General features: G+C 54.5%; 11 protein-coding genes and 1 pseudogene. 7 read left to right on the top strand and 5 right to left on the bottom strand.

Going from position 1 to position 13,698, the window contains the following annotated elements; translation table 11 throughout:
* Nucleotides 1-35: 35 nt before the first annotated feature.
* Nucleotides 36-623: a LysE family translocator gene (locus JWF83_RS03800; protein ID WP_413648796.1), complete on the bottom strand. Its 588-nt coding sequence runs from the start codon at nt 621-623 to the stop codon at nt 36-38.
* Between the two features lie 138 nt (nt 624-761).
* On the opposite strand from JWF83_RS03800, the pseudogene JWF83_RS03795 reads away from it, so the two are divergent.
* Nucleotides 762-2,240: pseudogene (locus tag JWF83_RS03795) on the top strand (PLP-dependent aminotransferase family protein).
* Here JWF83_RS03795 and JWF83_RS03790 read toward each other — a convergent pair.
* A complete protein-coding gene (locus JWF83_RS03790) occupies nt 2,207-2,830 on the bottom strand; it encodes a glutathione S-transferase family protein (protein WP_413648795.1) in 624 nt (207 codons plus the stop codon). The pseudogene JWF83_RS03795 and the gene JWF83_RS03790 sit on opposite strands and share 34 nt — an antisense overlap.
* A 113-nt stretch (nt 2,831-2,943) precedes the next feature.
* On the opposite strand from JWF83_RS03790, the gene JWF83_RS03785 reads away from it, so the two are divergent.
* Entirely contained in the window at nt 2,944-3,795 is an 852-nt protein-coding gene (locus JWF83_RS03785) for a PhzF family phenazine biosynthesis protein (RefSeq protein WP_413648794.1), read from the top strand.
* A 165-nt stretch (nt 3,796-3,960) separates the two neighbouring features.
* On the opposite strand, the gene JWF83_RS03780 is transcribed toward JWF83_RS03785, so the two are convergent.
* The gene (locus tag JWF83_RS03780; RefSeq protein WP_413648793.1) at nt 3,961-4,719 is read right to left on the bottom strand and encodes an SDR family NAD(P)-dependent oxidoreductase; all 759 of its coding nucleotides are present in this window, start codon (nt 4,717-4,719) and stop codon (nt 3,961-3,963) included.
* A 115-nt stretch (nt 4,720-4,834) separates the two neighbouring features.
* On the opposite strand from JWF83_RS03780, the gene JWF83_RS03775 reads away from it, so the two are divergent.
* The 3 genes from JWF83_RS03775 to JWF83_RS03765 all read left to right on the top strand — a co-directional run bounded on the left by JWF83_RS03775 (nt 4,835) and on the right by JWF83_RS03765 (nt 8,461).
* Nucleotides 4,835-5,734 (top strand): LysR family transcriptional regulator, encoded by a 900-nt coding sequence (locus JWF83_RS03775; protein ID WP_413648792.1) that lies wholly within the window; start codon nt 4,835-4,837, stop codon nt 5,732-5,734.
* Nucleotides 5,735-5,790: 56 nt separating this feature from the next.
* Nucleotides 5,791-6,810 (top strand): inner membrane protein YhjD, encoded by a 1,020-nt coding sequence (yhjD, locus tag JWF83_RS03770; RefSeq protein ID WP_413648791.1) that lies wholly within the window; start codon nt 5,791-5,793, stop codon nt 6,808-6,810.
* A 328-nt stretch (nt 6,811-7,138) separates the two neighbouring features.
* The gene (locus JWF83_RS03765; protein WP_413648789.1) at nt 7,139-8,461 is read left to right on the top strand and encodes an MFS transporter; all 1,323 of its coding nucleotides are present in this window, start codon (nt 7,139-7,141) and stop codon (nt 8,459-8,461) included.
* Nucleotides 8,462-8,584: 123 nt separating this feature from the next.
* Here the strand turns inward: JWF83_RS03765 and JWF83_RS03760 are convergent, their stop codons facing one another.
* Nucleotides 8,585-10,645 carry an AsmA family protein gene (locus tag JWF83_RS03760; protein WP_413648788.1) on the bottom strand — a complete coding sequence of 687 codons (2,061 nt, stop codon included), beginning with the start codon at nt 10,643-10,645 and terminating at the stop codon, nt 8,585-8,587.
* A 61-nt stretch (nt 10,646-10,706) separates the two neighbouring features.
* Nucleotides 10,707-11,480, bottom strand: coding sequence for a cyclic-guanylate-specific phosphodiesterase (gene pdeH, locus JWF83_RS03755; protein ID WP_413648787.1), 774 nt, complete (start codon nt 11,478-11,480; stop codon nt 10,707-10,709).
* Between the two features lie 284 nt (nt 11,481-11,764).
* Between pdeH and JWF83_RS03750 the strand changes: the two genes are divergently transcribed.
* Both JWF83_RS03750 and JWF83_RS03745 read left to right on the top strand, forming a co-directional pair.
* Nucleotides 11,765-12,697: a sugar kinase gene (locus JWF83_RS03750; RefSeq protein ID WP_413648786.1), complete on the top strand. Its 933-nt coding sequence runs from the start codon at nt 11,765-11,767 to the stop codon at nt 12,695-12,697.
* 204 nt (nt 12,698-12,901) lie between these two features.
* The gene (locus tag JWF83_RS03745; protein WP_413648785.1) at nt 12,902-13,678 is read left to right on the top strand and encodes an SDR family NAD(P)-dependent oxidoreductase; all 777 of its coding nucleotides are present in this window, start codon (nt 12,902-12,904) and stop codon (nt 13,676-13,678) included.
* Nucleotides 13,679-13,698: the final 20 nt, after the last annotated feature.

Below are 13,698 nucleotides of genomic sequence, written 5' to 3'. Positions count from 1 at the left end.
CAGGCCAGGGGCACCGCAGATAATAATGTCTGTCATTAGCGCATCTGTACAGCTTCAATAAACATCCACAGGGTGGTTACCAGCAGGGAAATCGCCATCACGCCATTAAACAGTTTTAACTTCCAGCTAACCTGCAGATGATGGCGCAGACGATCGCCCATTACCGCCCAGATCAGGATACATGGCAGGTTCATCACCATAAAGCCAAGCATTACCGCCAGTACACCGCTGCTGGCGCTGTATAACAGCGCTACATTGGTCGCCATCAGCCAGGCTTTCGGGTTCACCGCCTGAAACAGTGCGCCACCCAGCAGCGTCATGGGGCGCGCATTCTCACGCATTTCCGGCGCCGAGGAACGAAACAGTTTCCATGACAACCAGAGCAGATAGCCACAGCCGAGGATGGTCAGCGGCAGGCGCACCTGGCTCATCCAGTGCAGCAGCACCTCCAGCAACACCCCTGCCAGCACGGTTTGCAGCGCGCAGCCGACTAAAATGCCAAATACCATCGGCAGGGTGCGACGCAGGCCGAAATTCACCCCGGAGGTAGCCAGCAACAGGTTATTAGGGCCGGGGGTAATCGACATCACGGTGACATAGCTGAAGAATGAAGGATCGAGCATGGTGCATACCTGCAAAGTTGTTAACAGAGCACCAGTGTAAGAAATGCATAGCAATGGTAACAGACACACAAAACGACTATTGTATTGAGTACAATCTGATGATTAATTAAATTGTACCTATCACATCAGGAGGCAACTGTGTCCATTATCGAACCGCAGGAAACCACGCTTTACCATCAGCTGGCCGAAACCTTTGCGGCGGCAATTCATCATGGCACCTGGCCTCCTGGCAGCCGCCTGCCGGCGATTCGCCGCGTCGCCGGTTCCCATCAGGTGAGCGTGAATACCGTGCTTAATGCCTGGCGAATTCTGGAAGATCGCGGCCTGATCGAAGCGCGCCCCCAGTCTGGCTACTATGTGCGTGGGGTACTGCCGTCGCTCACCAAAACCACGCAATATCGCGCGCAGGTCTCCTCACCAGGCAGTGAAAAACTTGATCTGATCAACACGGTATTTGCCGCGCAAAACCACCCGGACTACATCAATATTTCCCTCGCCTGCCCACAGAATAGTGATTTCTATCCGGCGGCCAAACTCAGCCGGATTATCGCTTCGCTGTTGCGCCGTCAGCCGGGGATGATTGGTCGCTATGCTTTGCCGCCAGGCAGCCCGCGTCTGCGCCGTGAAGTCGCCAGACGGGCGATGGATTCCGGTATGGCGCTGGTCGCGGATGATATCACCCTGACTCACGGCTGTATGGAAGCGCTGCAGCTGGCGCTGCGCGCGGTAACTAAAGCCGGTGACTGCGTCGGCCTGGAAACGCCAACGTATTTTTACCTGTTTCCGCTGCTGGCCAGCCTCGGGCTGAAATCCATCGAGATCCCCACCCATCCACAGCGCGGGCTGTCGCTGGATGCGCTGGAAATGCTGTTAAGCGAAAAGCGCATTAATGCACTGATTGCCATGCCCAACGTGCAGAACCCGCTCGGTTGCAGCATGGCGCTGGAAGATAAAAAGCGGCTCGCTCAACTGGTTACTCACTATCAGGTTCCGCTGATCGAGGATGGGTTGTACGGTGAGTTACAGTTTAACTGGCCGCTGGCGCCGGCAGTGAAGGTTGGGTGATTTACTGCTCCAGCTTTACCAAAACACTGGCGCCAGATTTTCGCGTTGGCTGGATTGCGGCGGGTCGCTTCAATACGCAGATTGCCCATTTGAAAGCGGTATCGTCGATGTCGGAGTCGGTACTGCTGTCAGAAACCCTCGGCCATTTTCTCGAATCCGGCGGCTACGATCATCATCTGCGCACCCTGCGCCGACGCTATACCCGACAGATGGATGAGGCGCGCGGACTGATTGCCCGCCATTTCCCCCAGGGAACCCGCGCCACCTTGCCGCAGGGCGGCTTTGTGTTTTGGGTCGAGCTGCCGGGAAATGTTGACAGCGTGCAGCTGTTTCACCGTCTGTTGCAGGAGAATATTTGCGTCACGCCAGGGGCGCTGTATACCCTGAGCGAACGCTGTAACCACGCGCTACGCCTCTCCTGCTGTTACCCGTTTGATGAACGCTACACTTATGCGCTGAAACGCACGGGCGCGCTGGCCTGCGAGATGAGCGGCCTGCCACCCGGTATCAGTTAAACTTCACGGCGTACCGTTGCGTCCCCAGGTGGCGTAACCGTTACGCTCGGTCAGGCGCTCATAATAAGCGCGCACCGCCGGCAGGTTGGGATGATCCAGCGGCGTTTCATACCAGCGATTAACGGACAGCCCAATAGGAATGTCCGCCAGCGAAAAGTTTTTCCCGGCCACATAGCGCCCGGTTTTTTCCAGCTGTTTATTCAGAATCCCCATGGTATGCGCCCAGCCTTTGCAGGCGGCGGCAAGCAGCCGCGGATCCTGATGCGCCGGGGAGTTGCGTACCAGCGACATAAACGCGTAGCGCCAGGAGCTGTTCAGTTCAGTGGATTGCCAGTCGATCCATTGATCAACCGGCGCCCGCGCCCGTGGATTCTCCGGGTAGAGCCATTCACCGCCATAGGCATTCGCCAGATAGCGAATAATGGCATTGGACTCCCACATCACAAAATCCCCTTCCTGAATCACCGGAATCATTCCATTCGGGTTGAGGGCTAAAAATTCCGCCTGACCGGGTGATTTAAAGCCCTCGCCCCAGTCTTCGCGACGAAAAGCGATATCCAGTTCATCACAGACCCACAGCACTTTTCTGACATTAATCGATGATGCTCTACCCAGAATTTTCAGCATAATTCGGCCACTTTCTCTTCCGCTACAGAGTGTTATTCATAACCTCATTGGTTGACGAAGGCAATCTATTCGCAGTAGTAATACTGCACCTTCGCCATTATCACGAGACGCCAATGACACAATTAATCCCCTTTAAACAGGTCGACGTTTTTACCAGTTCCCCTTTTAATGGTAATCCGCTGGCGGTTATTTTGCAGGCTGATGGGTTAAGCGACGAGCAGATGGCAGCCATCGCCCGCTGGACCAACCTGTCAGAAACCACCTTTGTCCTGCCGGCAACCGTCGCCGGTGCGGACTATCGTGTCCGTATTTTCACTCCGGATACCGAATTTCCTTTTGCCGGGCACCCGACGCTGGGCACCGCCCATGCCTTACTGGAAGCCGGCATTAAACTGAACAGCGCTGGCAAAATCGTCCAGCAGTGCGGTATTGGTCTGGTGACGGTGAATATTGCGGCCGATGGCAGCCTGGCCTTTGCCGCCCCCGAAGCCACCCTGACGCCCTACAGCGACGCGCTGCTGAGTACCGCGTTAAATAGTGATGCTTTCGATCCGCAACAGCCGGTGGTGGTGGCCGATATGGGGATTCGCTGGCTGCTGGTGCCGATGCTTTCCGCCGGGGCGGTACTGGCGATTAAACCGAATGTGATCGATCTTGAACGGTTACAGAAACACGCCAGGGTGGATGGGGTGATGCCATTTGGCCCGCTGAGTGGTTGCGATGAGCAACTGGAAGTACGGGGTTTATTAATCGAGCAGGGGTCGCTAACGGAAGATCCGGTTACCGGCAGCGCCAACGCCTGCGTAGCGCGTTATAGGCAGTCACTGGGGAAAACCACAGATTACCGCGTGCGCCAGGGTAGCGCCATCCAGCGAAATGGGCGTTTACAGGTCAGTTTCCGGCCCGATGGTATCTGGATTGGCGGCCAGACGGTGACGGTTATCGACGGTACGATGCGGGTGTAATACGGACGGCATAAATGCCGTCATCACGGCCGGTGCAAATTATTGGCACGGGCGGCATAAATGCCGTCATCACCGCCGGTGCAAATTATTGGCACGGGCGGCATAAATGCCGCCCCTACACGGGAATACCTGAACTCCCGTCACATTGATACCGCTTTGGCCGGCTTAGAGAAACATGCCGCCTGATACTTCAATGCGTTGCGCGTTAATCCAGCCACTTTCGTCGCTCAGGATCAGCGCTATCGCATCACCAATATCATCCGGCAAACCGACGCGCCCCAGAGCGGTTTGCGAGGCGACAAACGCATTCAGCTGGGCATTATCCCGCACGCTACCACCACCAAAATCGGTCTCAATCGCGCCGGGCGCAATAATATTTACCGCAATGCCGCGAGCGCCCAGCTCTTTCGCCTGATAGCGCGTCAGCACTTCCATCGCGCCCTTCATCGCCGCATAGGCGCTGTAACCCGGCAGGCTAAAACGCGCCAGTCCGCTGGAAACATTCAGAATGCGCCCGCCATTCACCAGTAGCGGCAACAGTTTTTGCGTCAGGAAGAACGGACCTTTGAAATGGATATTAACCAGTTGATCAAATTGCTCTTCGCTGGTCTCTTCAAACGAAGCGTGGATCCCAATACCCGCATTGTTTAATAAATAATCAAAACTTTCTCGCTGCCAGTGCGTTCTCAGCTGATTTTTCACCTCAGCAACAAACGCAGCAAAACTGCTGCTGTCCGCCACATCAAGCGGAAGCGCCACGGCACGGGCTCCGAGCGCTTCAATCTCCTGCACTACCGCCTGTGCTTCCTGCTGCTGCGTGCGATAAGTCAAAATGATATCACTGTTGTTTTTTGCCAGTTTTAGTGCCGCATTTTTCCCTAAACCGCGGCTGCCACCGGTGATTAATGCAATTTTACGCGTCATTTTCTGCTCCTCAGGGATCGGTTAGGACGAAAATAAGGATATTCCTCTCGTTTTGATCTATAAACGCTGGTAACTACGTTTCATTGTTTCAATGTGAACAACAATCGGTGAACAAATGGATAAAATTCACGCAATGCAGGTTTTTGTCAGGGTAGCTGAAATGCAGAGTTTTACCCGGGCGGCGGAAAACCTTGGTCTGCCGAAAGGCAGTGTTTCACGCCAGTTGCAGGCGCTGGAAAACCAGATGGGCGCGCGCTTACTGCATCGCACCACCAGACGCGTACAGCTGACGCAGGATGGCATGATCTACTACGAGCGCTGCCGCGACCTGCTGGCAACGCTGGAGGAGATGGATTCACTGTTTCAGAACGATCCGGCCACCCTGAGCGGCCGGCTGCGCGTTGATATGCCGGTCAGCATGGCGTGTAATTTTGTCATTCCGCGCCTGCCGGCATTCTTACAACAGTATCCGGGGATTGAGCTGGAACTCAGCAGCAGCGACCGGCTGGTTGACGTTATACGCGAAGGCTTTGATTGTGTGGTGCGCATCGGCACCCTAAAAGATTCCGGGCTGATTGCCCGCCCGATCGGCCATCTGCCGATGATTAATTGCGCCAGCCCCGACTATCTGGCGCGTTTCGGCACGCCACAGACGCTGGACGATTTATCGCAGCATGCGATGGTGCATTACAACCTGCAACTGGGCAGCCCGGCGGAAGGGTTTGAATTCTTTGATGGTCAGCGTTGTCATACGATTCAGACCGGCGGCGTGGTGACGGTAAACAGCACGGAAACCTATCGCGCCGCCTGTATCGCCGGGCTGGGAATTATTCAGGTGCCGCGTGTGGGGATGCAGGAGTCGCTGAAAGCAAAAACCCTGGTGGAAATCTTACCGACCTTTCGCGCCCGGCCGATGCCGGTTTCACTGATCTATCCCCACCGCCGCAACCTGGCGCGCCGGGTTCAGGTGTTTATGGAGTGGCTGACGCAGACAATGAAACGCTACGCCGGGTGATAGCCAGACTATAATTATCAATCACACAGGCGATGGATAAAGGATAAGCGCGTTTAATGACGGATAAGCACAACCCACAGCAGCAACCCAACGAGGTGGCAACAAGCAAGCCACCGATCGCGATTAAAACCGGCAATAAAACCGTCGATCATTCGATTACCCGTCTGTCGCAGTTGATCGGCTGGTTTCAGACCATCCCCGCCGTGGCGCACTTTATTCGCGCGGGCGAACGCTTTAATGACCGGCTGGGCAGCCAGTTTGGCGCCGCCATTACCTACTTCTCGTTTCTTTCGCTCATCCCAATTTTAATGGTCTCTTTCGCCGCCGTGGGTTTTATCCTCGCGTCGCATCCCGATCTGTTAACCGAATTGATCAATAAGATCGTGAGCAGCATCAGCGATCCCACGCTGGCAAACACGCTGAAAAATACTGTCAATACTGCGATCCAGCAGCGCACCACCGTCGGGCTGACCGGGTTACTGATCGCACTCTATTCCGGCATTAGCTGGATGGGAAATCTGCGTGAGGCGATTCGCGCCCAGTCGCGTGACGTCTGGGAACGCAATCCGACGGACAAAGAGAAGATCTACTTTAAATATACCCGCGACTTTATCTCTCTGACCGGTTTAGTGCTGGCGCTGATTATCACCTTGTCGCTGACTTCCGTCGCCGGCGCCGCGCAGGCGGCAATTGTCAGCGCGCTGGGCCTGGACCATATTGAATGGCTGCGCCCGGCGATGACGATTATCGCACTGTCGATTTCGATTTTAGCCAACTACCTGCTGTTTTTATGGATTTTCTGGATCCTGCCACGCCATAAGCCGCGTAAAAAAGCGCTGTTTCGCGGTACGTTACTGGCGGCGATTGGTTTTGAAATCATTAAATTCATCATGACCCTGACCCTGCCGAAACTGGCCTCCTCACCCTCGGGGGCGGCTTTCGGTTCGGTACTGGGCCTGATGGCTTTTTTCTACTTCTTTGCGCGACTGACGCTGTTTTGTGCTGCCTGGATTGCCACGGCGCAATATAAAGACGATGAGAAAATGCCGGAACCCGGCAGGCATGCTCATCACTGAATGGCCCGGTGTGTGTCGCCGACGCCCGGGGCGACACGCAATCAGCTTGATTAACCCCCTTAAAACCAGTTAAAAATTTCGCCTTTCGCATAAATATTGCGCAACACTCAGCATTTATCGCTGACAGCTAACTTTTATTCAGCCTTTTTTTAGTGATTCCCGCTGAAAAATCGGCTGATTGCCTTGGCATTCGCCAGCAAACATCTTATGACAAAAATTATCCACTTTTACCGCCGCCGAAGCCGGCAGAACGCGGCTTTTCACCATTGAATGCCGCTTTTTCTATGCGTAAGATTCCTTTTCTCGTTTTATTAATAAGAATTAATCAATGCAAGCCACCATCGCAACAACTCTCGACGCCGAGCAAGACGCCACGCCAGTAAATTCACGCGGAAAAGTGGTGGTCGCTTCGCTAGTCGGCACTGCTATCGAATTTTTCGATTTTTATATTTATGCCACTGCTGCGGTTATCGTCTTTCCGCATATTTTCTTCCCACAGGGTGATGCCACCGTCGCCACGCTACAGTCGCTGGCAACCTTTGCTATCGCCTTTGTCGCACGTCCGATTGGTTCTGCCCTGTTTGGCCACTTCGGTGACCGCGTGGGTCGTAAAGTCACGCTGGTCGCCTCATTACTGACCATGGGGGTTTCCACCGTAGTAATTGGTCTGCTGCCGGGCTATGAAACTATCGGCGTATTTGCGCCAATGCTACTGGCACTGGCTCGTTTTGGTCAGGGCCTCGGCCTTGGCGGCGAATGGGGCGGCGCGGCGCTGCTGGCAACCGAAAATGCCCCGGCGAAGAAGCGCGCCCTGTACGGCTCTTTCCCGCAGCTGGGGGCGCCGATCGGGTTCTTCTTTGCTAACGGCACCTTCCTGTTGCTGTCGTGGCTACTGAACGATCAGCAGTTTATGGAATGGGGCTGGCGCGTGCCGTTTATCCTCTCGGCGGTGCTGGTATTGATCGGCCTGTATGTGCGTGTTTCCCTGCATGAATCACCGGTGTTCGCCAAAGTACAGAAAGCCAAAGCGCAGGTTAAAGTGCCGATCGGCACGCTGTTCAGCAAACATATGACCGCCACCATTCTTGGCACCTTTATTATGCTGGCAACCTATACGCTGTTCTATATTATGACTGTTTACTCAATGAGTTACGGTACCGCCGCCCAGCCAGTCGGCCTGGGTTACTCGCGTAATAGCTTCCTGTGGATGCTGATGGTGGCAGTGATCGGTTTTGGCATTATGGTACCGATTGCCGGCATGCTGGCAGACCGTTTTGGCCGCCGTAAAACGATGATTACCATTACGCTGCTGATTATCGTTTTCGCCCTGCTGTTCCCGCTGATGCTGGGCTCTGGTCAGCAGTGGCTGGTAATGGCTTTCCTGGTGCTCGGGCTGAGCATTATGGGGCTGACCTTTGGTCCGATGGGCGCGCTGCTGCCGGAACTGTTCCCGACCGAAGTGCGTTATACCGGCGCCTCATTCTCCTACAATATGTCGTCGATTCTCGGCGCCTCGGTGGCGCCGTATATCGCCACCTGGCTGACCGCCCATTATGGTCTGTTCGCGGTAGGCTTATATCTGGCGGCGATGGCCAGCCTGACCCTGCTGGCGCTGATTGCCATCAAAGAGACACGCCATCACACGTTATAACGCGTGAATAGGGTAGCAGCACGTTGAAAAGCCGGACATTGTTCCGGCTTTTTTTATGCGCCTGATGGCGGTAGTTGACGTCGCTTCTGCCGCGATAAAATGCTGGCAGAACGGCCATGCGGGTTACTTTTTCGATTTCATCTGCTGCAGCACTTTGCTGCACTGATTTTCATCGTTATCGCTGGGAGAAACCAACGCCAGTAGCGCAGCGGCCGGCGCGGCTACCACACCCAGCGCAACGGCAGCAGCGCCACGGGCAATCAGCGGCCCGGCTTTCACCCCCGCATCCGGATTTTTAAAGGTTCCGCGCACATAGAGCGGTGAACGCAAGGTAATAATCCGGATCCCCTTACTTTCCGGATCGATGGATAAATCGAGCCGTTCATTGGCGAAATTGCTGGTGCCGGAGATATTGATAATGGCGTTTTCGGTATCAAATACAAACAGACGCGTCGAAACCAGGCCATTACGCAAATTCAGATCGGCGGCGGCGCAGTTGATGCGCACTTCATCATCGCCGAACAGTTTACCCACCACGTAGTTACCGACGTTAAGTCCGACAATTTCCATCAGGTTGCGGCTGATCAGCCCGTCGTTCATCAGCAGCTTTAGCTCGCCATTGCTGGTCGCCAGTAAATCCGCCACCGAATTACCGGTGCCGCTTAAAGTGGCATCGCCATTCAGCTGGCCTAAGCTGCTCTGCATCGCCGCCACACCGTTAAATAGCTGGCGTAATCTCAGTTTACGCGCATGAATATCAGCCTGTCCGCGCAGCGGCGTTTTGTCGCCCTCCAGATGAACCACAGCATTGATGGTGCCGCCGGCCATAGCAAAACGCAGCGGATCTAAACGTAAATCGCCATTATTTAATACGACATGAGAAACGAGATCGCTAATCGGCAGTGAGTTACTGTGCTCAATGCGTTTGCCGCTGAATTTCACATCGGCATCCATCTGGCGCCAGCTTTTACTGTCAAATTTATCATGCGGTAATACCCGGTCCGCAGGCTGGCTGGCGGCATCGCCACGCTTCGCTCTCGCCTGTTCAGTACGGGCGCTGCCGTTAGCGGAATTCACCCCAATCAGCGGTCCGAGGTCAGCCATACGCAGCTGCTCTGACTCCAGCGTCCCTTCCAGCTTTGCCCGTGGTTTGCTTTGGCTGTAGGTCACCGAGCCATGAATATCGCTGTCGCCAATGTGACCGTTAAAGTTCTGATAATGGAATAGCGCGCCGCCCGGCTGGCGAAAGCGCGCCGTCAGATGACCATCGGTTTCGTACGGCGGGGTATCGGGCAGCAGCACGCCGGTTAAGCCATACAAATTGGCCAGCGTATCACCGGAAAAACGCAGGCGCAGGTCAAGACCGCCGAGGTTCAGCGGATCCTGCAGGACGCCGGCAAGGCGCACCCGGGTGGAGCCGTTACGCACATCAGCCTGAATCGGGAAGGGTGTGGTAGTGCTTCGCAACGACAGCATACCGCCAATTTTGCCATCGCCATTAAGTTGCTCATTATTGTAGGTACCACTGGCTTGCCAGCCAAAGACAAAATCTGCCGCCTGTGGTTGCTTATCGTCGCCACCCGCCAGTTGAGCAAAAGGTACCGGTTTACCAAGCGGATCCACCACGACCTGCACATCGGCTTTATTGATGGCGTCGCGATAGCTGATGCGCCCCTGATCAAACACAATATTATCGAGGCGAAATGACCAGGCTGAAGGTGGTTGCTCTGCCGGCGGGTTATCACTGTCCGCCAGATTAAACGTCCAGTTATTTTTGCCGTCGGCAGTCTGCACCAGTCTGGCGACCGGCTGCTGTAATTTAATCCACGGGATATAAAGTTGCTTCACCAGCAACGGCAGCGGCGCCAGCGTGGCATCAACCCGTTGCAAATGCATCATACTGACTTCAGGAATTTCCGGCGGGTTGCCGAGCATAATATCTTCGGCATGCACATGCGGCCATGGAACCCAGCTGCGCCAGCCGGGTTCCTCGCGATTACGCTCCCAGCTGACGCCCAGGTCGCCACGAATGGCGAAAGGACGATTTAATTCGGTCGAGACTTTCTGGTTGATAGTTGGTTTCAGACGGTTCCAGTCAAAGAAGGCGATCACCACGACGGCGACCACAACCAGCAACAAAAAAACCCCGACGATCCAGCTAACTATCTTTCCCGTACGCGACATCTCCAACTCCTTGCTAATCCCATGTCTCTATTAAAGATAGTCGAGACCATGGAGATCAGCATCAGGCAAGCTGGAGCGGCAGATCGGTTAACTGTTCAAAAGGCACCGGTCGTGAGAAATAATAGCCCTGTGCAGCAAAAGCCGGAGAGCCCTGTACCTGCGCCCACTCCTCTTCGGTTTCCACCCCCTCGACAATAACGCCTTTACAGTAACGATTAATCAAGGCCAGCAGCATCGCGAACAGGTTACGTCCCTCTTCGGTTTTACGCAGCAGAATAAACAACTCACGCGCCAGCTTGATATAGTCATACTTTAATTCCGTCAGGGCAGAGAAGTTCGCCATCCCTGAACCAAAATCATCCAGCCATAAGGGACCCAGCTCAGGCATCTGCGCCAGAATGGCTTCCTGCGGTAAGATATAGTGCTCAACCAGTTCGAAACGTACCCAGGGTACCCGGGCGATTAATCTCCGAATGCGGGTGTTATGTTGCAGCGCTAACAGCGAAGGGCCGTCAATATTGATGGAAGCGATCAACCCGCCATCAACAAATTTGCCTTCCCATTGGATCAGGAGCTCAAGCTGTTCCTGGACGATATTTAACCGCTGTGAAGTATCAAGCGCGGCAAAGTAGTCTTCTGGCGATAACCTTTGACCCGGCGCGGCAGGGTGAAAAACCGCGGTGAGTAACTCAATTGCCATCAAGCGACCAGATAGCTCATAGATCGGCTGAAAAGTATATAATCGCTGGCACTGTCTCCAGTCCCGGCGCTCTTCCTGATGTTTTGGTACAACAATTGAGGAAGGAAGCCGATGACCGATATTTTTCAGCATCATGGTTTACATCCTGGTTATTGGGGTCTGCCTTCAAGTGGCATCCTGTAGAGCAAGTATCGGCACCGGCTGCGATAACTTTATCGATGGCAAATCCCATTAACACCCTCCAACATATCAGCGACTTATGCTATTGATCGCCAAAATAGTCAGCAATATCGCACGCTATTAAGCAATTTAATCAATGACCTTTATGCTTAATAAAAATTAAAACACTGTTTTAAGTCATTGACTGATGTCAGCGGCAAAGCGAGACTAAAGGCCGAATTTCCTCGAGGCTGAGAACCATGACGCATAAAAAAATTGCCGTGATTGGCGAATGCATGATTGAGCTATCGCAAAAGGGCGCAGATTTGAGCCGCGGCTTTGGCGGCGATACCCTGAATACCGCCATTTACCTGGCTCGTCAGCTGCCAACAGAGTCATTAAGCGTGGAGTATGTGACCGCGCTGGGAACGGATACTTTTAGTAATGAGATGGTCGCCGCCTGGCAACAGGAACAGGTGAAGACCACGCTGGTCCAGCGGATGGAGAACAAGCTCCCGGGTCTGTACTTTATCGAAACGGATGCGCAGGGCGAACGCACCTTCTGGTACTGGCGCAATGAAGCTGCCGCCCGTTACTGGCTGGAAAGTGAACGCGCTGATGAAATTTGCCAGCAACTGGCGCAGTTTGATTACCTCTATCTGAGCGGTATCAGTCTGGCGATATTAAGTGCCGCCAGCCGGGAAAAATTACTGTCGTTGCTGGCGGCCTGTCGCAGTAACGGCGGCAAAGTGATTTTTGATAACAACTATCGACCACGCCTGTGGCAAAGCCGCGAAGAAGCCCGGCAGGCTTATGCCGCCATGCTGGCCTGCACCGATATCGCCTTCCTGACGCTGGATGACGAGACGCTGTTGTGGGGCGAGGCCAGTGTTGACGAGGTGGTCAGTCGCACACGCGCTGCCGGGGTGGAAGAGATTGTGATTAAACGTGGCGCAGAATCCTGCCTGGTGGCCTGCGGCGATGCCGCGTTAATCGACGTTGCGGCGGTAAAACTGCCAAAAGAGAAAATTGTCGATACCACCGCCGCAGGCGATTCATTCAGCGCTGGCTACCTTGCCGTGCGTCTGGTCGGCGGCAGCGCCGCCGAAGCTGCTGCCCGTGGTCACCTGACAGCCAGCACGGTTATTCAATACCGTGGCGCGGTGATCCCGAAAAGCGCAATGCCACAATAAACGGCTGCCCACATCCCCCCGCAAACAGAAGCAAGGTCGGCCCCCGGCCTTGCTTCCGCATTTCGCACCACCTCTGGTAATACAATTACCACCATTTCTGTGACTGAAGGCAATAAACAGGCCTGCAATTGTTTGATCATCGCCTTTTACCGGCTAGTATTTGTATTACTATATATCCAGAAACCTGGTAATAAGGAAAACGTGATGTTCTCTGATCTGAAAAACAAACGTGTACTGATCACCGGTTCGACAGCGGGCGTCGGCCTGGCGGCCGCCAAAGCATTTGCCCGCCAGGGCGCCAAAGTCGGCTTAAATGGCTCACGTTCGGCGGCTGCCATGAGTACCACCCTGGATGGGCTGCGGGCAGAGGGTTTTGATGTCGACTATTTTCAGGCTGACCTGACGCAGTCTGCGGCCTGCCGGCAACTGGTTGAGGCCTTTGTCGCCCGCTTCGGCGGTATTGATGTGCTGGTCAATAATGCCGGTGGTTTAGGCGGGCGTAACGGGCTGGAAAGCATTGATGACGATTTTTACGACCATGTCATGAATTTAAATGCACGTTCGGCGCTAATGACCACTAAATTTGCCATTCCCTGGTTACGTATTGCCGCGCAACAGAGCGGCGTCACCAGCGCAGTGATCAGTACCGGTTCCATTGCCGCACGTGAAGGCGGCGGCCCCGGCGCCGGTATCTACGCGGCATCGAAAGCCTGGCTGCACGATATTCATCGTAATTGGGTGAAAGAGTTTACCCGCGACCATATCCGTTTCAATATAGTCTCGCCGGGCACCATTGATACCGCTTTCCATGAAGATAAACCGCAGGAAGTGCGCGAACGCATTGCCAGTACCATCGCTATGGGTCGCTTTGGTCGCAGCGAGGAAGTCGCCCCCAGCTTTCTGTTTCTCGCATCGCACGCCTGCAGCGGTTATATCACCGGCCAGATTATCGATGTTAACGGCGGCCAGCTGGCGCCCTGAGGCAAATTCTGCAAGGGAGC

This window comes from Pantoea sp. B65 (assembly GCF_047308185.1).
Taxonomy (GTDB): domain Bacteria; phylum Pseudomonadota; class Gammaproteobacteria; order Enterobacterales; family Enterobacteriaceae; genus Erwinia.
Note: the sequence above shows the minus strand (reverse complement) of the source record. Positions and strands in the feature narration are given on the sequence as shown.